The following is an 18,692-nucleotide window of genomic DNA, read 5'->3' as shown; positions in this document are numbered from 1 at the left end:
GCCTGATCAGACCAGATACCGTTCCCGATTCGAAGGCCATCCGTCGAAAGCGCTCGCGTCAACGTGCAGCGAAAATAGCGCTTACCCTGTAGTTACCCAAAGTGGACCGACGGCTTTCGGCCCCATTTCAGTCGTCGCGATCGCAGGCAGGGGCGTGAAATCGGCGTCGCATTGTGGGGCAGGGAAGGGCGCATTTCTTTCCCCCCATAACGCCCTCGGAGGCCTCTGCCGCGGCCTCAGAGCTGACATCTCGCGCGATATCGCTGGCAATCATATTTTCTGGCGAACGACAGCGAACCAAATGGAGGACGGATGCCCAAGGTCAAAGGTCAGAACGCTCTCAACAAGGAGCGCGCCAAAACAGAGAAGCTACTCAAAAAGTGGAATACACGGCCTTGAAGGAGACCGGGGTGGAATCCAAGCGACCCGACCTCCCAAACCTAAAGATCGAAAAGCGAGGGAAGTAGCGCGGCCACTCGCGTACTGCTCCCCCCGCAAAACTATGGAAGCAGTGCGATTGCGGCGGCTACGGCGTAGCAGTCGAGATAGCGTCACCGGCCATGGACTTTGGGCGACATCAGCTTGGACAATCACCAAGGTCGCTTTCGACGGGAAGGAAGAAGCGACGCCGTTCGCACGCGGTCAGTTCGCGTGGAACAGTTTGCTTCGCGAAATCGATGAGATCTTGGGGTGTCTGAAAAACCCGTATGAGGCGAACGTCTTCATCATAGGGCACGATCACGACCCTCGTTCCATCTGAATTGAAGGCCGCGCGTATCGGTGCCGGCCGCTTGTGCTCATCCTTCGAACTGGCAAGCACTGCCATCTCGCGTCCTGTCCGCGCGTCCCAGAGCCGGGCCGTGCCGTCCTGAGTTGAGGCTGTCAGGACATAGTGCCCGTTAGGACTGAATTGCGCACTGGTCGCTGCGCCGGTGTGCCCCCTGAGAACGACCCTTTCCTTTCTGTCCAGGACGCTCCAGATTCGTGCGGTGCCGTCGCGTGAGGCAGTCAGAAGCGACTGACCATCCGAGCTGAACTCGACTTCGGTGAGCTCATCGCGGTGACCACTCAGGATGGCGAGGGTGCTCCCGTCCTTGACTGTCCAGATCCGCGCGCTGTGGTCGAGCGAGGCCGTGGCGACCAGTTGGCCGTCCGGACTGAACGTTGCCCCGGTTATTCGACCCTCATGCCCGACCAGTTTCTCCAGTTCGGTCCCGTCCGTTTTCAACAGGTGCGCGGCGTTGTCGCTGGTCGCGGCGAGGACGAGATCGCCGTCCGGGTCGAAAACAACCTGCGCACTTGTTTGGATAGTGGAGACCTCGGCGCCAGTCGCCGCGTTCCACAACCGCGCGGTGCCGTCGGTCGAACTCGCCTCCAGGAGGTCTCCTTTCGGACTGAACTGAATTTGAAACAGCCCGCCTGGAAATTTGAGCCGTGCGATCTCGCTCCTGCTCGCGACGTCCAAGATGAGGACTCGGCCCGCGAGGGATGCAGTTGCAATGCGACTTCCATCGGGGCTGAACATTGCGTTCTGGACGATTTCGCGCGTATCGAGGTCGGCCAGCTTGCGACCGGTTACCACATCCCAAAGGTGCACAGCGCTGTCCCCGCCTCCAGTCAGAAGATGCATATTGTCGGGACTGAACACCGCGAAGGTGGGACGATTTGCGTTGGACAGGGTAGTCGTCAGAATTCCGTCGACGTCCCAGAGGCGAGCGGTGCCATCATGTGAAGCCGTGAGAAGAATATTGCGACCGACTGGGTCGAACTCAAGGTGCTCGATCAAGGCACGATGGCCAGCGATGGTGGCGAACAGCGACGCTCGACCGACGTCCCAAATGCGTAATGGACCGTTTATGGAAGCGGTGGCCAGGAGGCGATCGTCGGGGCTGAAAGCGCTGTTCATTTCCTGATCACGGTCGTCCCCGGCGTCACTCTGTTTCAAGTTCGGGGACTCTTGGCCGAGCACGTCAATTAGCCCTCCAGAGTTTCCGTCCCAGAGACGCGCGCTACCATCGAGTGATACCGTTGCAATTCGGCGGCCGTCGTGACTGAACGTTGCGCCTTGCAATTGGGTGTCGCTCTTGTGGCCAAGGAGCCTTGCGATTTCGGTTCCGTTCGATGGGTCCCAAAGCGCGGGGACACTGTCAAATGAAACTGTGTACCACGTGCCTACCAACAGCCGACTTCCATCCGGGCTGAATGTGAGCTTGGATGCAAAGCTGCCAATAAAACATTGATGGATCAGCGCGCCATCTTTCGCATTCCAGATGAAAACGGTCTGTCCTTCTGAGGTCGCAAAGCTGCGACCATCCGGGCTGAAGCCAGCCAATCCGTCTCCACGGCTGTCTACGCTCAGAATCTTCGTTCCAGTTCGCGGGTCCCAAAGCGAAGCCTGATTGTTTCCGGCCGCGGTCAGCACGCGCTCGCCGCTTGGGTCAAAGACTGCTGTAGGAAAGGAGCCGCCTACCGGCTGAAGAACAAAAAGCTGCGCTCCAGAGTCGGCATCCCAGATGCGCGCGGTCCCGTCCCTTGCCGCTGTAATGACCCGGCGTCCGTCCGGACTGAATCCGGCTCTCTCCACAGGTCCCTTGTGGCCCTTCAGGATTGCAATCTCTTTACCATTCGCGACATCCCAAATGCGCGCGGTCTTATCGTAGGATGCAGTGACGATGCGATCGCCGGTTCGATTGAAGGCTGCCTGCGTCACTCCGGCGTCGTGTTTGAACACCGCCGTTTGGCGGTGTGCCAACAGAGCGTTGAAAAGTGCGGCCTCTGCTTCAAAGAGATTTGGCCGCGCGGCTCCCGATCCGCTCTTCGGCAGCGCCTCCAGCGCCAACAGGATCGCGGCCTCCGTATCGCCGCTCGCCGCGATCTGCTGCGAAAGAAACGAAAGCGAAAGAGACTGATTGCGCAGCGCCTGATCGCGCGCCTCAAGGGCCCCCTTTTTGGCGGCCATCGCCAACTCGGCTTGCCGTGTTGCTGCCTGTTGTGCTCTGAACCCGAAGAACGCGCCTGCGCTGGCCATAAGGGCCAACGCCGTGGCGACGATGGCCGCATAGCGCGTGCGTCGCGCGAGCCGGCTCGCAGCCGCGGCCGCAAGACTGCGGCGCTCGGCCTCGCGCTCCAGGCGCTCGCGCTTTGCTGCTTCAGCCGCCTCGATGAGTGCCCGCTCTGCCTGCCTGTCCTTCTCCTCTCTATCCGCCTCAGCACGCGAAGACGTCTCAATGTAGTCGACGATCTGATCGTCGACTTCTACCCGTCTCGACTGCAGCAATTCCTCGCCCTCGGCGAGCCGCTTGCCGGACGGCAGGAGAAGCTCCCGGTTCCGGTTGTCGGCATGCCAGCGGTTGGCGTCAGCCGCGACCCGAGCGCGGGTCTCGAGGAAGCTCCGGTTCGCATTGACAATGTCGCTAGCGCGCGGCCAGCGGCTCAACAAAGCTTCGTGTGCCACGCGCACGTAGACGTGGCCTGCGGCATCCTCATCACTGACGAGAAGGCGAGCGGCGACCAACGCCTCAACGAGAGCCAATCGTTGAGGCGTGCCCGTGACTTCCGCGCGCAAGGCCGGACGCGCCGCAACTGCCTCATCGCTTGGGCGCACCGTGGTGAGGGCACGCAATACGACTGGTAGCTCCTCCTGGATGTCCGGCGGGAGAGCGTCTACGACTTCGTCAGCGCGGCGCGCGATCGCCCCTTCCAAGCCGCCAAGTGCCTGATACGCAGCAAAGGTGAGGATCCGGCGCTCTCGCCCCGCATCGTACAGAGCGTCGAGCACAAATTCGAGAAGCGGCAAAGATCTAGGATCAGCAGCTGCTGCCTCCTGCAGGACATCATCCAGCCGGCCCCGTTCGGCTGTCTCCTCGTAGCGCAGCCTGGCGGTGCGTGCCGGCTCGCGGATGATCTGGGCGATCTCAGCGCCGGTCGGCGGCAGGAGTTCATAGCTGCCGAGGCCATCCTTGAGTGCCCAGAAACCGGGGACCTCGCCGCAACGATGAAAGAAATCCGATCGGATCGTCGCGATCACCCAGACCAGTCCGCTGCTGGCGAGTGCCGCGAGGAGCCGTACTAGCACTTCGCGCGATGCCGGCTCCGTCGTGAACAGCTCCTCCATCTGATCGATCGCCACTACCAATCGCACTTGTGAGGAGGCTGAACCTGCGGCGGCCGCCGCTTTGGCGTGAGCCTGGCGGACGAGCGCCAGAGCTCGATCAGGCGAACTCCAACAGAGTTGAGCCAGCGCTGCCGGTTCGCAAGCCAGCTCCGGCAGGGCGCCTTCGCGAAGCAGCCCAGCGGCCAGCGAGGCGACCGCATCAGGGGCGTCGGAAGGGCGGATTAGGCAGCGGCGCCAAAACTTGATGCCAGCCGCTGCACCGGTTCGAGTGATGGAAGGCAGCAGCCCTGCTCGAAGGAGAGAAGACTTGCCGGAACCGCTCATACCATAGATGAGCAGGAATGCCTTGCCGTTGGCGGCCTGCTGCTCCAGGCGTTCGATGCAGGCAGCAGTCGCCCGAGCTCGGCCAAAGAAGAGGTCGGCGTTTTCGAACTCGAAGGGGTTGAGACCTCGAAAAGGCGACGTGACCTGCTCCTCTGAAGCGAGAGGCACGCGGTACGCGTGCACAGGCCGGGCGATGTTCTTCATCCTTTGTTCGCCAAGATCGACGAATTCGAGCGAGAGCCGATCGCGGGCCTGCGTGTAGACCGCTTCCGAAATGCATATTCCACCTGGAGGTGACAGCGCCTCCAGACGGGCGGCGACGTTCACACCGTCGCCCATGAGATTGTCGCCCTCTACGACAACATCGCCGAGATTGATGCCGATGCGAAAGCGCAGGCGGCTCGACTCGGGCAGCTCAGCATTTTGTCTGCCGACTTGGAACTGGATTTCAGTGGCGCATCGAAGCGCCTCGACGGGGCTTGCGAACTCGGCGATGACGCTGTCCCCAGCGCTCCCGAACACCCGTCCCTGATGTTCCTCTATCAGTCGGTCAATGATCTGACGATGCGTCCGCAGGGTGGCAAGTGTCCCTTCCTCGTCTCTGCCAATCAGCCGGCTGTAGCCAACTGCGTCGGCAGCAAGGATGGTAGCCATTCTACGGTGAACGCGATCCAGGTCATACCTCCCGCCATCTCGGAGCATCCTAACGGAAATGGCGCCCTGTGGGGAGAGGCACCGAATTGGCCTCAAGGGAGCCAGCCAGGCAACGAAGGTCTGTTTTGAGACAACTCCGGAACTTGCGGCCTACAGGAGAGCGACAACGCGACGAACCGGACTTGGTCTCCAGCCCTCCTAGGGAGATGAGCTACTGGCGGCCGTATTTCTTGAACGTCGCGTTCCAGTCGGCAGCCAGCGCATCGAGCGTTTCCTTGGCCGTGCCGCTGCTGCCCGTCACGTAAGGATAGACGCGCTCGTTGAATTGCAGCAGCAGTTCCGCATTCTCGGGAACCGCCCAGAAGTCCTTCACCTTGAACATGGTCTCATAGAAGGCCTTGTTGTACGGCGTGGCGTTCTGGAACTCATCCGACTTCAGCACGGCGGCACTGCAGGTATAGCCGCCGAGGGCTGCCCATTTCTTCTGGGTCTCGTCCTTGATGAACCATTCCAGGAACTTCAGGGATTCGGCCTGCTTCTGCGAATAGGAGACGATCGAGATGCCCTGCCCGCCGAGTGCGGCGAACTTTTCGCCGCCGGGGCCGGGCGGGTTGGCAAAGAAGCCTGTGTTCCTGGCGTTGGGATTGCTCGCCTCGTTGACCAGCGACGGGAAGAACGCAAAGAAGTTCATGCTCATTGCCGCGAGGTTTTCCGTGATCGCCTGGTTGTCGTCGATGAAATTGGCGTTGGCCCAGCCCGGAGGCGTGAACTTGTAGAGCTCCTTGTAGGCATCGAGCGCGGCGATCGCCTTGTCGGAGTTGATGATGCCGTCGACCTTGTAGGTCGCATAGTCGCCGAGCTCGCCGCCGTAGGAGAAGAGCAAGCTTTCGAAGCCGCCTGCCAGCCCGTCGTGGACATTGTCGGTGTAGATTGCGACGCCGTATTTCTTCTGATCGGGACGGTAGAAGAACTCGGCGATGTCGCGCAGCGCCTTGAAATCCTTCGGCACGCCGAGATCGTAGCCGTACTTGGCCTTGAAGGCTTCCATTTCCTTCGGGTCTTCGAACCAGTCCTTGCGGTAGGACCAGCCCATGGCGTCGCCTTCGAGCGGGATTGCCCAGTACTTGCCGCTGTTGCCGGGATATTCGGCGTAGAATCTTATCGCGGCCGGGGCCATCAGCTTGGCTACGTCGTGCTTGGCGAAGAAATCCGTCAGGTCGACATAGTGGCCGCCTGTTGAGCCGGCGCCGAGCCACTGCGAGTCGCCGACGACCATGTCGTAAGCGTCGCCCCTGGCATTAAACTCGGCGAAAGCCTTGGTTTCGAACCCTGGCCAGGCCGTCGTTTCAATAGTTACCTTGGTGCCGGTTTCCTTCTCATACTCGTTGACGAGTTCTTGAAGGTAGTTCGCCGGGTCCCACTCCGCCCAAAAGATAGTGAGCTCCGCGGCCGAAACAGGTCCGCTCCCGAATGCAATTGCGGCGCTCATCAGCAGGCCAAGCCACGTTTGCATGTCCATTTTCCTCCCAACAGCGCCATCCGCAAAGGAAACAGCGCAACGGTGATGTCAGATGCAGTGTTTCATTCTTGTGCCGTCGAATGCGAAAGCGTTTGGAGCAAGCCTTTGGCCTCTACAAGATCGAGCGTATCAAAACCCTCGGTGAACCCGGCATAGACCGGCGCAAGAATGCGTCGCGCCTTCTCGTCGCGGCTTTGGCCGACATAGAGGCGGCCGAGGCCAAGCGCGGCTCGCAGTTCGGAGGATTTTGCGCCCTGATCGCGCGCCGCAGTCAGCGATTGCTGGAACAAGTTTTCGGCGGCTTCGTTGGCTGGGTCCAGCGCCGAAAGCAACTCACCCCTTGTGCGCAGCAACTCTGGTAGCTGATACTTCGAGGTCGATTTTCCTAGAGTGTCGAAAGCCTGCTCCAAGAGGGCAAGTCCCTCGATCGCATCGCCGCGCTCGCCGCAGTTACGGGCGAGAATGCAAAGGTAGTAGGCCATTCCCATATCCGCACCAGTCGCGGCGATGCCTGCAATTCCGAGGCGCATTTGGCGAATGCCTTCCTCCAACTGTCCGAGACCGGCGAGCGCCCAGCCGAGATACACACGAGCCTGGCCGAGCAGCAAGGGCATGACGAATTCGGTACACAGCGCGACAGCTTTCTTCGCCCAATGAAGGGCCTCGGCGGGTTCGCGCCGCATCAGGTGGACCAAGCAGAAACTTAGCTGCGCTTGTGCCGTGCTGACCGGATGCGAGTCTCGCTCGGCTAGCGCTATGGCATCGCGTGACCGTACGAGAGCCTGGTCCGCGCGGCCACGCATGTGGAGCATCTGAGCGGAAAACGCCCTACAGCATACGCCGGGATCGTGTCCGGCATAGCCCCAGGCAAGGTGACGATGTCGCTCGTAATCATAGGTGGCTAGGCCATGGCTTGCATGAAGTTCGCTTGCGTCATAGTCGCCGAGGTAATAGTTGATCCCCCAGAGCTGGTGATGTGCTTCGAGGATATACCCTGAATCATCGGACGCTTGCGCGAGTTCCAATCCGAGCGATTGGCATTGGTGGCCGAGGATCTTGGCAGCGCGCAGGTTGCCTGAAATGGTCTGGTAGGAGCTCTCACCGCGCATGGCGGCGAATATTTGCGGCTTGTCGCCCAGGGTATCGGCAAGCCTTCGCGCACTGGAAAATGCCTGAAGGACCTCTGGTGCTCCCCAGCCCTTGGCTGCAATCATTGCCGTTCCCGTTGCGGTTTGAAGTGAAAGCTCCAGTCGCAGGCGGTCCTCAGATCCGGGCAATGATCCGACCAACTCGAGCCCTTTATGGAGGTGTGATGCCGCCTCGAGATTAGCAGATCGCTTCAGCGCGAGCTGCCCTGCCTTGAGCCAATAAGCGGCTGCCTGATAATTCACGCCAGCGACGGTATAGTGATGCGCTAACGTTTCAGGTTCTGTCGCGACAATTTCCTGGAATTGCGCATCCAGCGTCGCGGCGATCTTGGCGTGGATCTGTTGCCGACGGCTTTTTAGCAGGCTCTGATAGGCTGCATCCCGCACCAGCGCATGCTTGAACGTATAGGTCGCTTCCGGAGGAACGCCTCGCCGAAAAACGAGCTCGGATTCTTCCAACTGTGGCATGACGTCTTGTAGACGGACTCCGCCGGGGCCCGTCACGGCAGCCAGCAGCCGGTGATGGAAGACGCGGCCAATGCAGGCGCCGATCTGAGCCAGCTCCTTAACCGTCCCCAGCCGGTCGAGGCGAGACATCAAAGAATCCTGGAGCGTCGAAGGAATCGCAAGAGGAGGAAGAGGACCTGAGAGCGTGTAATGGTCGCCCGCGTCGACAAGGAGACCGGAGTCGAGCACGGTCTTGGTCAGCTCCTCAACGAACAGCGGAACGCCTTCGGTTTTGGCCAAAATCTGGCTGGCTACCTCCGGCGGCAGCGCCTTTCCACCCGCCACGCGATCCATGATCGCTGCTCCTTGATCGGGCGCGAGGCGATCGAGCGACAGCGCGGTTACATGCGAAAATTGATTCCAACCCGCCGGAAATTCGGGTCGAAAGGTTACGATCAGGAGCACCCGCATGTCCCGCAAGCGATCAATCAGCATATCCAGCCATTCGCTGGTCGTGGGATCGATCCAGTGCGCATCCTCGACGAGGACGATGATGGGCTCGCGCGCGGCCAGCGCCTCGACTTGTTGGACAAGGGCAGCCAAAGTACGGGCCTTTTGGGCTGACGGCGGCAGCCTGGTGGGCGGGTAGCGGCCAGTCGTGTCGATCGATAGCAGCGTCGCCAAAAGAGGCATTGCTTCCCCAACGTCCGGGACGATGCTGCGGAGCAGGGCCTCAAGCTTGTCAAGCTTGACGTCCGTGGTGTCGTCGCGATCCAGTCCGGCGGCTCGCTCGACGTGCGTGGTCACGGGATGGAGCGCGCTGTTGATGTGATAGGGCGAGCAAAAATAGCGTAGCCGCAGAGGCGGCTCGGCGCTCAATCGATCAATCATCGCCGCGATCAACCGGGATTTGCCAATGCCCGGCTCTCCAGACAACAGCACCACTCGACCATCCCCCGCGCAGGCGAGGTGCCACTGGTCAAGCAGAAACTCAAGTTCCTGCTTCCGCCCAACAATCGGCGTCACAATGCCTTGCCGCGCCTCGAAACGACTCTCTGCCGCTGTCTCGCCGACAATCCGCCAAGTGCGGACCGGCTTTGCGAAGCCCTTGAGCTTCCCGCGACCCAGATCGACCATATCGAATAGACCGGCCAGTAGCCGATGGGTGCCGTCAGCTACAACAACGCTACCCGGTTCGGCGAGCGCTTGCAGCCTCGCAGCCAGGTTAGGCGTATCGCCTACAACAGCCTCCTCCTGTGCTGATCCTTCACCGACGATATCGCCGACAACGACCAGCCCCGTCGCGATGCCAATGCGGGCAGCCAGCGGTTCGCCTCCCGGCGCGGTAAGTCGGGCCGTTGCCGTCGCGGCGGCCAAGCCCGAGCGAACCGCTCGTTCCGCATCGTCCTCGTGCGCGCGCGGCCAACCGAAATAGGCCAGCACCCCGTCACCCATGAGCTTGGCGACTCGCCCGTCGTAACGGGTGATCTCTTCCGCCACGGCGATCTGATAAGCGCGAATAAGGTCGCGCATATCCTCGGGGTCGAGCCGCTGCGACAACTCGGTCGAACCCACGAGATCGACGAACATGACGGTGAGTTGCCTCCGTTCGGCGCTTGGCGACGCCACCTCTGAAGGAAATAATGCTCCCAGATCGGGCGCGCTTTTCGGCGCGCGTTCGTCACCCGACGCAATGGCGATGGCTGCCGGGATTGATGTCTCATCGAGTGAAGCCATTGCAGTGAGCAGCCGACGACGGTGACCTACCGATTTGACCCCGAGCGCGAGCAGATCTTCGGCCGTTAGCTGGGGAAGCATCTCGGCTTCAATGTCATTGTCGCGGAAGGCCGGAGCGTATCGCTCCAGTCCGAGGCTACTTAGCCATACCGCGATGTCCACGTCCTTCTCCCAACCAAGCACCAAAGGCGCTCTGTCGAACCATATCCCAAATTGGAAGGGGAGTCGTCATACCTACAGGAACCAGGCGAATGGCAACTTTGGTCCAAGTCACGACATCGGACCTTGGAGGTTGAAGGTCCGCTATCGTTCTTCCCTGACACAAGCGGACCTACTGCTCCCGGCACCCAAGGCTGTCGGGCGAAAAGGCGGCGCGTTCCTGACACTCGGGGATGGACTAGACGTTGTTGGATCGTCGTACCAGCCGCACGCCGGGACCCCCACCGTTCTCCGGGATGAATTCAACGCCGGCCGTTTCGAAGGCGCAGCGTATTCGATCGAGAGTGGGTTGTTTTAGTGCCTCACCTCGTTCGAGACGCACGATCGTTTGCGTTGAAACTCCTGCTTCTTTAGCGAGATCCAAAACACCCCAATCCAGCGCGGCCCGAGCCATCCGGGACTGCACCGGGGTCATACAATCACCATATTATGATGATTCTTGTTGCTCATATGCTGCTCTAACTGTAAGCTTGAGTACGGCAAGCGGCCGGAAGGGTGATGCAACACCAATCCGGCCTGACCACAACCCAAGCTGTTTGGAGCTCGGATCATGGCTGATTCCGACAATAGCATGACTCTGCCTTTCGTCACTCGCAGGCGAGTGCTTGCGGGAGGGATGATTACGTCCACCGCTTTGGTGCTTGAGAAAAGTGCGCTTGCCGGCGACGCTGCGGCGACTAACATGCCCCCCTCCGACCCAGCGCTGGCGCTTTGGCGCGAATGGTGCGCAGCCCATAAGCTGACACAGCGGCTTTGCCGCAGGCAGCAGCGCCTGGAGACGAGGCTTGTCCAGAGCGTCGGCTTTCCTTGTGTAACCGTCCGCCTGCCCGAAGGTGAGGACGTAACGATCCACTCGATCGAGGTGCTCAACGAAGTGCTCGGCAAAGGGCCGGATATGGCGGCTCTCCGCGAGAACGCCGAGGCTGATTTCGCAGGGTATCAGGCACGCTGGGATGCGGCTGCCGAGGCGACCGGTTACATCGCCGCGCTCAGAGCCGAGCGCGAGGCTGGCGAACGGGCGGCGGATCTGCTGGAAGCGCTCTCAACGACGCGAGCCACGACTCTCGCCGGTGTGGCAGGCAAGCTCGATGCCGTGTTGCGCGAGGGCGAGGCGTGGGAGGAATGCTCAGACTTCCCCTGGCCGCAAATTCGCTCGGCGCTCAGCGATCTGGTGCGCATCGCCCGGTAGATGATGCCGGAACAGTTCCTTCACGGCGAGCGGGGTGCCAAGCTCCGCAGGCGGCGGTTTGGCTGCTGTATCCGAACCTGACAGACGAAGATCGAGGCGAGATATGGAGGCCGTCCAACCCAACTCCGGCTTCAGCGGAGAACCCTCGACTTGCAGCGAAGCGTCTGCTTCCCGTCACTCTTCAACCGCCAGGGAGTTGGCGGCACCGGACACTCTTGCGGCATCTCACCATCCGGCGGCGAGCGATCCCGATCTGCTGGACGCCTTCAACCACGACGCCGCCTTGGAAAGATGGACCGCGCCTGAAGCTGCAGAGGCAGCGAAAGCCCTGTGGGGAAAGATAGCCGCGACCGCCATCACCTGGTGCGCCGTGTCGACGCGTTGCGACGGGCGCACACAGGAGTACCGCTTCTGGTTTCGGGTATTCGCCTGTCTTTAAGCGGGTTCGCCCGATACCGAAGCGGAAGCAGCGTACGCATCCGGTGAAGCCCTCGCCGGAGGCGGACGAGGCAGCGTCGGGGAAGGCGCATCCAAGCTCTTCCCGATAGGCGAGATTATGTCCGGCGAGGAACCTGCCTGCTTGTCGAGACGAAGCCGGACCGAAGTTAGCCCGTCAAGGCCAGAGCCGCTTCGCAGTGGCGCGTGCGCGCCAGCCTCGACGGGCAGTCTTCGGCTTGGCGGACGCTTCGGACGTAGGCAAGGCTTCGGTACGAGCGATACCGCTCACCCATCAGGGTGCGTTACTCCGGCAATTCGTCGCCCTTGGTCGGCGCCTTCCCTTTGCCGGCCCGCTTCAGGATGTCCAGCGCCTTGGGGATGTCGGCACGGGCAGCGCGTTCCTGAAAGTAACTTTCCGTGCGCAGTGCCGAAAGCTTCTCAGCGACTGCCACGTTAATAAACTGGTTGAGCGGCACGCCCTCGCTCTCCGCCACCTTGCGCGCCTCATCGAGAAGCGAGAGCTGAAGCCGCAGTGCGAAATTGCTTCTCCTCATGTCTTTCTCTCCAATCGTCTCAGCGCCTCACCCGGCGCCAGGGCCATTATGCCGAAGCGCTCGGCCACCTTGCCGAAGTCGCGTAGGTTGAACGTCACTATAGCATCCGCCCGTCCGTTTACCGCAGCTTCCAGCACCATGTCGTCGTCCGGGTCGCGAACGGCGGGTCGCCAGAGGAAGAGAAGGCGAACCGGCTCGGAGACGGCCGCCACGGCATCTAGCAACGCGTTCACATCCTCAGCCGACAGGCCGGAAGCCTCAAGGTGCTCAGGCCTTGTCATGACCGCCTCGTACTCGATCATCAACGGCACCGAAGCGATGAGCGTCAGCCGGCGCTCCAAAGCCGCCACCAACAGTTGGCGCGAGGCGCCTGCGTCACTTCGGATTGCCGCCACCATCGTCGCCGTATCAAGAAGCAGTCTCATGCAGGCATATTGGATATCGCGTGCGATATTGCAAGAGGACCGAGCTTTTGGTAATTTGGCCTGGGTTCGGAATTCCAAACCGCAGCGCGCAAGTATTTGCACGCCACCGTACGACCGCGGCGCAACTGAACTTGTCTTGCTGATCGTCACGCCGCTCAATGCCCTTGATCTACACAGAAGAGCGGGCATGTCATGGTGGACGAGGCCAAACCTGGGAGCGACAGCGCAAGCCATGATTACAGGGCTGACATGTCGGCACGAGACATGGCTGAACGAGCCGTCCTGTCGATCGCCCGTCTGTTGGGTCGGCGGGTTGCTCGGGAGCATTTCGAAGAATTGCAGGCAGCCAACAACAACAAAGTTCATCCTCTTGAGAAAACACCGTCAGAAGGCGAGGGTGGGGACGGCGGCGGACAATAGCAACGAGAGGAAGAGGAGCGGTTCATGACCCGTGTCGCGCTGTATGCTCGTTACTCATCCGACAACCAGCGCGAAGCCTCTATCGAGGATCAGCTGCGGCTTTGCCGAGAGCTCGCGGCCAGGGAGAAGTGGACTGTCGTTGGGACCTATGCCGATGCCGCGATATCCGGTGCAAGCATCATCCGTCGACCAGACATCCAGCGGCTTCTAGCCGATGCTCAAAGCGGCCAATTCGAGATCGTTCTAGCCGAGGCACTAGATCGCTTGTCACGCGACCAGGAGAACGTAGCCGGCCTCTTCAAGCGACTGCGCTTTGCCGGCGTCAGGATCGTCACTCTCTCTGAGGGCGCCGTAGACGAACTGCACGTGGGCCTCAAAGGAACGATGAACGCGTTGTTCCTGCGCGATCTTGCCGCCAAGATCAGGCGGGGCCAAAGCGGCCGCATATTGAACGGCTACAACGCCGGCGGCCTCTCCTATGGCTATCGCGTGGTCAAAAAGCTCGATGAACGCGGCGAACCGATCCGCGGTCTGCGCGAGATCGATGGGAATCAAGCCGAGGTCGTGCGTCGGATTTTTCGGGAGTTCGCGGCTGGTCAATCGGCACGTACGATAGCTGCAAGCCTCAACAAGGAAGGTATTCCATCACCCTTTGGGGGTGCGTGGGGCGCCTCGACCATCAATGGCAATCTCAAGCGGAGAAGCGGCTTTCTCTACAACGAAGCCTATATCGGACTGCTCATCTTCAACCGTATCCAAATGCGCAAGGATCCCGAGACTGGGAAGCGCATCTCGCGGCCGAATCTGCCGGAAACCTGGCAGGTCGTTGAAGTGCCGCATCTGCGTATCATCGACGATGAGCTGTGGGATGCGGTGCAAGCCCGCAAGAAGCTTTATGGAGGCATGAAACTCCATCACCGCCGACGGCCGAAGCACATGTTCTCGGGGCTTGTGCGGTGCGGCTGCTGTGGCGCTTCCTATACGGTGAAGAACAGAGACCAGCTTGCTTGTGCCGCGCACCGTGAGAAAGGCACTTGTACCAATAACAGGACGATCCGTGTTGGCGAGCTTGAGAAGCGTGTGCTTGAAGGCATCCAGCGGCGCTTGCTGGCGCCAGATGCCATTGCGGGCTTCCTTGCTGAATATCATGCTGAGCATAAGCGACTGAACGCAATGAACCGCGAACGGCAAAGGGAAGTCGAAAGGCGGCATGCCGGCATCGACAGGCAGATCGCCAACATCGTCGATGCTATCGCTGACGGTGTCGCGACGACCAGCATGAAATCGAAGCTACTGGACCTCGAGCGCGAAAAGGAGAATCTAGCCCGAGAGCTTCAGGCGATGGCGGCCGCAGAAAGCATTGTAGAGTTTCATCCGGCAGCGGTGACGGTTTACCGTCGGCAAGTATCCGAGCTCCAGGACGCATTGCAATCCGATGAGTGTGAGCGTCACGAGGCGGCGAGGATCATCCGCTCACTGGTCACGGGGATCGAGATCATTCCGACAGAGGGTAGGGGACAGGTTGAGCTGAAAGTCCGCGGTGCGCTGGCGGAGCTTCTCAACCTGCCAAATCGCAAGCCGGGAGAGGCGCCTAACGCTGCAGTGATGGTAGCGGGAGAGGGACTTGAATTACCAGCAATATCAAACGTTTACGTGATGTCAGTCAGCATTCCGGGAAAAAAGAGTCCGCAGGGTAAATGCGATACAGTCGATTTCCTGGCTTCTCGGCAAAGAAAAACCCCGCCACGATGGGCGGGGTTGGGTAGTCTCACATCGAAAGCGGACGTGATCAGTCGACTCTGGTGAAGTCCAGATAGAACTTGTCGTCGACCTTGAATTTGCCGATCAGCGCCGGATTGGTGACCGTCAGCGAGAGCGAGCCACAAGGGCTGAACTTGGCGAACTGCTGGTCCTCGTCGCTGCCGTCTGCGGGATATGCGCCATCCTTCGATGGGAAATCGAAGGTTAGCGCTTCTTGGGTCGGGGTTCCGACCGTGGGATAACTGGCGATGTTGGTGATCTTCACCTTAGCGCGCATTTCGGGCATGTGGGGGTTTCTCCAGTTGAGGGGTCGCCGGGGGAATCCGCCCCGGCTCGGCCACTGGCGGAATTACCCGCCTAAGTCATGACAGCCTCCCCATGTTGCGACTGAAATTCGAGGCGGCGCACCACCCCAACTAAGCGTCAGTCGATCCGTGAGCCCGGATCAATAATTCACGTCTAGTCCCTTTGAGCTTGAAAGTCACGTTAAAAGTGATATTAAGGAGCCAAGACCTTGGAGACGTGAAATGGAATTGGACCGCAACCTTCGGATCGAGCAGGTGATCGAGATCACCACGCTATCTCGAACGGAAATTTACCGCCGCATCAAAGCCGGCCTTTTCCCATCACAGAAACGCGTTTCGCACAAAGTCGCCGTATGGCGCGCGAGCGAAATCAAGGCGTGGCACGAGGCCATTTTCGGTGCATGACACCGTGGCAGACCTCATCAGGCAGGCCGTGGCCGAGGGGCGCGTCACGCGGCTGCCAACCGTTCAGCCGAAGACGTTTATCCCCGAGCAGGTGAGATTTCACCCCGACACCTGCGGCTGCGGCGGCGAGATATGCCGCGCGCCATTTCTCGATGAACTGGATGGGGACTCGGCGTGAGCGATGACCTCTCAGACCTGCTCGGCGATGATGAGGCACCGCGTCCGAAGCGCGGACGGCCGACCAAGGAAGAAGCCGCAGCCAGGCTCCAAAGGGACGCGACGAAGAACCTTCCCCACTACACCGAGTTCCGGCGCCCCGTGGGCGTGACGTTCTTCTCGAATATCCTCGGCGTGCAGCCCAAGCAAATCCAGAAGCGTCTTGAGCGGTGCCCGGTCGATTCGTGGACCACGCACGCCGGCAAGCCGCAGCCGATGTATGATTTCCTCACCGGCATGTCGTATTTGATCCCGCCGCAGGGCAGCATTGAAGACTGGCTGTCGCAGCAGAACCAAGCCTCACTGCCGCCGATCGTGTCGAAGGCGTATTGGGAGATGACCAACGCCCGCATCCGCGCTCTGATGGCGGCTGGGCAGCTTTGGCACGACGAAGACGTGCTGATGACCTTCGCTCGCGTGTCGATGTTGATCCGGCAGGAAAGCAAGATGTGGATCGAGGACATGCCTGGGCGGCAGAACCTCACCGACGAGCAGTACAACTTCTTGGTTGACCGCGTGAACGACATGAACACGCAGATCAGGGACAAGCTCGAACTGCTGCCGCGCGAGTTCCAGACGAACGCGCATTCCCGCGAGATCGAGAAGGAACTTGCGGACACTGACACGCGGCCGACTCCGGGTGACGAATGACCGCGAGAATGCGCCCGCCATCCGTGGCGGAACTGATCAGCGAAGCCCGGCACCAGACCCTTGAGAGCATCGTCGTCCGAGGCTTCGAGAGCCTGCAACCGCAGCAGCGCCTGACTGTCACCGAGGCCGGTGAGAAGTACACGCGCATCGGCAGTGGCGGCGGCCACAGCACACCCTGGTCGCTCAAGCGCACGCCGTACATCCAAGAGCCGCAAGACACGCTCACTAGTCTGGATTTTCAGGGGTGCATCTTTGTCGGGCCTGCCCGCACAGGCAAAACGATGATCCATCTGAATTGGACGTCACATACGGTGATGACCGATCCGGCTGACATGATGCTTGTCCACATGGATCGCGAGAATGCGCGCAAATGGTCGAAAGGCGACCTTGAGCGGTATCTGCAAGCCTCGACTTTGGTTCGACAACACCAGCTTACGCACCGCAAGGACGACAACACCTTCGACAAGGAATTCGATACAGGAATGCGATTGCTGCTGACCTACCCAACGGCGAGCAATCTTTCCGGCATCACCATGCCACGCGTCGGTCTGATCGACTACGAACGCATGGACGACAATATTGAGGGCGAAGGTAACCCCTTCGACTTGGCGCAGATGCGCACGACCACGTTCAAACGATTTGGTATGACCTTCGCCGAAGCGTCGCCGAACCCGAATAAGGAAATCCAGGACCCGAAGTGGATGCCCTCGACACCGCACGAGGCGCCGCCGATCCGTGGTATTTTCGAGCTTTACAACCGTGGTGATCGCCGCCGCTGGTATTGGTGTTGTCCGCATTGTCAGGAGGCGTTCGAACCCGACTTCAAACTGCTGCGCTACCCTGAAAGCGTCGATATCATGGAGGCCCGAGAGCAAACCTTCATGGCATGTCCGGTCTGCGGCGGCATCCTCGAACCCGGCATGAAGGAGGAAATGAACGAAGTCGGCAAATGGGTGAAGGACGGCATGATATGGGTGCCGGTTGAAAAGAAAATCGTCGAGCGCAACGGTATGAAAGCCGCTCGGTCGAGTATCGCGTCATTCTGGATGAAGGGGCCAGCCGCCGCCTATCAGGATTGGGGGCAACTGGTCGAGAAGTACCTGCGCGCCATGAAGGCGCTTGAGGACACCAGCGACGATGCGCCACTGCGCAAGACCGTAACGACCGATCAGGGCTCCTACTACATTCCGCAGTCGCGGCTGTCCGAGCGGTCGCCAGAAGACCTGAAGAACAAGGCCGAGGATTGGGGCTCGACCGAGGAAGAGCCTTCGGTGCCGCAAGGCGTCCGGTTCCTGATCGTCACGGCCGACGTTCAGAAGAGCGCGTTCGTAGTCCAGGTTCACGGCTTCACAGCGACCGGCGACATGGTGGTGGTCGACGGCTTTAAGCTGCGGCTATCCAACCGACTGAATTCGGCTGGCGAGCGTCTGCCGATAGACCCGGCCGCCTTCGGGGAGGATTGGGATGTTCTGACCGAAGTCCTGAAGAAGACCTACCCGCTTGCTGATGGCAGTGGAAGGCGGATGCGCATCCGTGCCCTGGGCAGCGACTCAGGTGGTGCCGAGGGTGTCACCGGCCATGCCTATAATCAGTGGCGCAAGCTCCGCAAGGCCGGCGAGGGAATGCACCGTCGCTTCTGCCTGGTGAAGGGCGAGCCATCCAAGACAGCGCCGCACGCGCGCACCACCTGGCCGGATTCCAGTCAGAAGGGCAAGCTCGCAATCGCCAAAGGCGACGTCCCCGTCATCCTGCTCAACTCAAACCTGATGAAGGATCGAGTGTCAGTCATGATGGCGCGGCGCGTCGAGGACAGCGGCGAGGATAATACCGTGGGCGGCATGTTGCGCTACCCTGATTGGACTGCGCCCTGGTTCTACAATCAGATGACGACCGAAGTTCGCACTGACAAGGGCTGGGAAAACCCCCGCAAGCGCCGTAACGAGGCGTTCGATTTGGCCTACTATGCGCTTGGTGTAGCCATCCGCCCGGTCGAGCAGAATGTCCCCTACGTGATCTTCAATATCGATCGTCTCAATTACGACGAGCCGCCAGTGTGGGCTGCCGATTGGGACGGGAATGAATTGGTGTTCGGAGGGGATGTGCAGCAAGAGGCAGTCGCACCTAAGACTCCCTCGTTCGCAGAGCTTGGTAAGAACCTCGCCTAAA

General features: G+C 60.5%; 15 protein-coding genes. 8 read left to right on the top strand and 7 right to left on the bottom strand.

From position 1 onward, the window contains the following. Positions 1-577: 577 nt before the first annotated feature. The 4 genes from NKJ23_RS16410 to NKJ23_RS16395 form a co-directional block, all read right to left on the bottom strand. Entirely contained in the window at positions 578-5,092 is a 4,515-nt protein-coding gene (locus tag NKJ23_RS16410) for an nSTAND1 domain-containing NTPase (RefSeq protein WP_352681123.1), read from the bottom strand. 211 nt (positions 5,093-5,303) lie between these two features. Next, positions 5,304-6,581, bottom strand: a complete 1,278-nt coding sequence (locus NKJ23_RS16405) for an ABC transporter substrate-binding protein (RefSeq protein ID WP_352681132.1) — start codon at positions 6,579-6,581, stop codon at positions 5,304-5,306. Positions 6,582-6,673: 92 nt separating this feature from the next. Next, entirely contained in the window at positions 6,674-10,105 is a 3,432-nt protein-coding gene (locus NKJ23_RS16400; RefSeq protein ID WP_352681121.1) for an adenylate/guanylate cyclase domain-containing protein, read from the bottom strand. A gap of 235 nt (positions 10,106-10,340) precedes the next feature. After that, positions 10,341-10,577 (bottom strand): helix-turn-helix transcriptional regulator, encoded by a 237-nt coding sequence (locus NKJ23_RS16395; protein WP_352681119.1) that lies wholly within the window; start codon positions 10,575-10,577, stop codon positions 10,341-10,343. 267 nt (positions 10,578-10,844) lie between these two features. Between NKJ23_RS16395 and NKJ23_RS16390 the strand changes: the two genes are divergently transcribed. Together NKJ23_RS16390 and NKJ23_RS34665 are read left to right on the top strand one after the other, a co-directional pair. After that, entirely contained in the window at positions 10,845-11,351 is a 507-nt protein-coding gene (locus tag NKJ23_RS16390) for a hypothetical protein (protein ID WP_352681117.1), read from the top strand. A gap of 103 nt (positions 11,352-11,454) precedes the next feature. Beyond that, positions 11,455-11,790 (top strand): Y4oE-related protein, encoded by a 336-nt coding sequence (locus NKJ23_RS34665; protein WP_502902540.1) that lies wholly within the window; start codon positions 11,455-11,457, stop codon positions 11,788-11,790. A gap of 301 nt (positions 11,791-12,091) precedes the next feature. On the opposite strand, the gene NKJ23_RS16385 is transcribed toward NKJ23_RS34665, so the two are convergent. Both NKJ23_RS16385 and NKJ23_RS16380 read right to left on the bottom strand, forming a co-directional pair. After that, on the bottom strand, positions 12,092-12,343 hold the full coding sequence (locus NKJ23_RS16385; protein WP_352681115.1) for a toxin-antitoxin system HicB family antitoxin: 252 nt from the start codon (positions 12,341-12,343) through the stop codon (positions 12,092-12,094). Further along, complete coding sequence (locus NKJ23_RS16380) at positions 12,340-12,918, bottom strand: putative toxin-antitoxin system toxin component, PIN family (RefSeq protein ID WP_352681113.1); 579 nt, start codon at positions 12,916-12,918, stop codon at positions 12,340-12,342. Before NKJ23_RS16380 ends, NKJ23_RS16385 begins: the two co-directional genes overlap by 4 nt. 42 nt (positions 12,919-12,960) lie before the next feature. Here NKJ23_RS16380 and NKJ23_RS16375 point away from each other — a divergent pair, with 42 nt between their 5' ends. Together NKJ23_RS16375 and NKJ23_RS16370 are read left to right on the top strand one after the other, a co-directional pair. After that, a complete protein-coding gene (locus tag NKJ23_RS16375) occupies positions 12,961-13,188 on the top strand; it encodes a hypothetical protein (protein WP_352681111.1) in 228 nt (75 codons plus the stop codon). Positions 13,189-13,212: 24 nt separating this feature from the next. After that, the gene (locus NKJ23_RS16370; protein ID WP_352681109.1) at positions 13,213-14,994 is read left to right on the top strand and encodes a recombinase family protein; all 1,782 of its coding nucleotides are present in this window, start codon (positions 13,213-13,215) and stop codon (positions 14,992-14,994) included. Here NKJ23_RS16370 and NKJ23_RS16365 read toward each other — a convergent pair. Further along, positions 14,978-15,235 (bottom strand): hypothetical protein, encoded by a 258-nt coding sequence (locus NKJ23_RS16365; RefSeq protein WP_352681107.1) that lies wholly within the window; start codon positions 15,233-15,235, stop codon positions 14,978-14,980. The genes NKJ23_RS16370 and NKJ23_RS16365 overlap by 17 nt on opposite strands. A gap of 241 nt (positions 15,236-15,476) precedes the next feature. On the opposite strand from NKJ23_RS16365, the gene NKJ23_RS16360 reads away from it, so the two are divergent. The 4 genes from NKJ23_RS16360 to NKJ23_RS16345 are packed head-to-tail and all read left to right on the top strand — an operon-like array spanning position 15,477 to position 18,691. Further along, a complete protein-coding gene (locus tag NKJ23_RS16360) occupies positions 15,477-15,659 on the top strand; it encodes a helix-turn-helix transcriptional regulator (RefSeq protein WP_352681105.1) in 183 nt (60 codons plus the stop codon). A 4-nt stretch (positions 15,660-15,663) separates the two neighbouring features. Further along, positions 15,664-15,837, top strand: a complete 174-nt coding sequence (locus tag NKJ23_RS16355; protein WP_352681103.1) for a hypothetical protein — start codon at positions 15,664-15,666, stop codon at positions 15,835-15,837. Continuing rightward, the gene (locus NKJ23_RS16350) at positions 15,834-16,526 is read left to right on the top strand and encodes a DUF1441 family protein (protein WP_352681101.1); all 693 of its coding nucleotides are present in this window, start codon (positions 15,834-15,836) and stop codon (positions 16,524-16,526) included. The genes NKJ23_RS16355 and NKJ23_RS16350 overlap by 4 nt, the downstream gene beginning before the upstream one ends. A gap of 23 nt (positions 16,527-16,549) precedes the next feature. Then, positions 16,550-18,691, top strand: a complete 2,142-nt coding sequence (locus tag NKJ23_RS16345) for a terminase gpA endonuclease subunit (protein ID WP_352681099.1) — start codon at positions 16,550-16,552, stop codon at positions 18,689-18,691. Position 18,692: the final 1 nt, after the last annotated feature.

The organism is Mesorhizobium sp. M0184 (genome assembly GCF_040322215.1).
Lineage (GTDB): Bacteria > Pseudomonadota > Alphaproteobacteria > Rhizobiales > Rhizobiaceae > Mesorhizobium.
This window is presented reverse-complemented; position numbering and strand designations above follow the sequence as displayed.

What these genes read in the sequence shown, in the direction of transcription:
- NKJ23_RS16410 (WP_352681123.1), bottom strand. Translation starts at nt 5,092, where the DNA reads ATGGCTACCATCCTTGCTGCCGACGCAGTTGGCTACAGCCGGCTGATT.
- NKJ23_RS16405 (WP_352681132.1), bottom strand. Translation starts at nt 6,581, where the DNA reads ATGAGCGCCGCAATTGCATTCGGGAGCGGACCTGTTTCGGCCGCGGAG.
- NKJ23_RS16395 (WP_352681119.1), bottom strand. Translation starts at nt 10,577, where the DNA reads ATGACCCCGGTGCAGTCCCGGATGGCTCGGGCCGCGCTGGATTGGGGT.
- NKJ23_RS16390 (WP_352681117.1), top strand. Translation starts at nt 10,845, where the DNA reads ATGCCCCCCTCCGACCCAGCGCTGGCGCTTTGGCGCGAATGGTGCGCA.
- NKJ23_RS34665 (WP_502902540.1), top strand. Translation starts at nt 11,455, where the DNA reads ATGGAGGCCGTCCAACCCAACTCCGGCTTCAGCGGAGAACCCTCGACT.
- NKJ23_RS16385 (WP_352681115.1), bottom strand. Translation starts at nt 12,343, where the DNA reads ATGAGGAGAAGCAATTTCGCACTGCGGCTTCAGCTCTCGCTTCTCGAT.
- NKJ23_RS16375 (WP_352681111.1), top strand. Translation starts at nt 12,961, where the DNA reads ATGGTGGACGAGGCCAAACCTGGGAGCGACAGCGCAAGCCATGATTAC.
- NKJ23_RS16370 (WP_352681109.1), top strand. Translation starts at nt 13,213, where the DNA reads ATGACCCGTGTCGCGCTGTATGCTCGTTACTCATCCGACAACCAGCGC.
- NKJ23_RS16365 (WP_352681107.1), bottom strand. Translation starts at nt 15,235, where the DNA reads ATGCCCGAAATGCGCGCTAAGGTGAAGATCACCAACATCGCCAGTTAT.
- NKJ23_RS16360 (WP_352681105.1), top strand. Translation starts at nt 15,477, where the DNA reads ATGGAATTGGACCGCAACCTTCGGATCGAGCAGGTGATCGAGATCACC.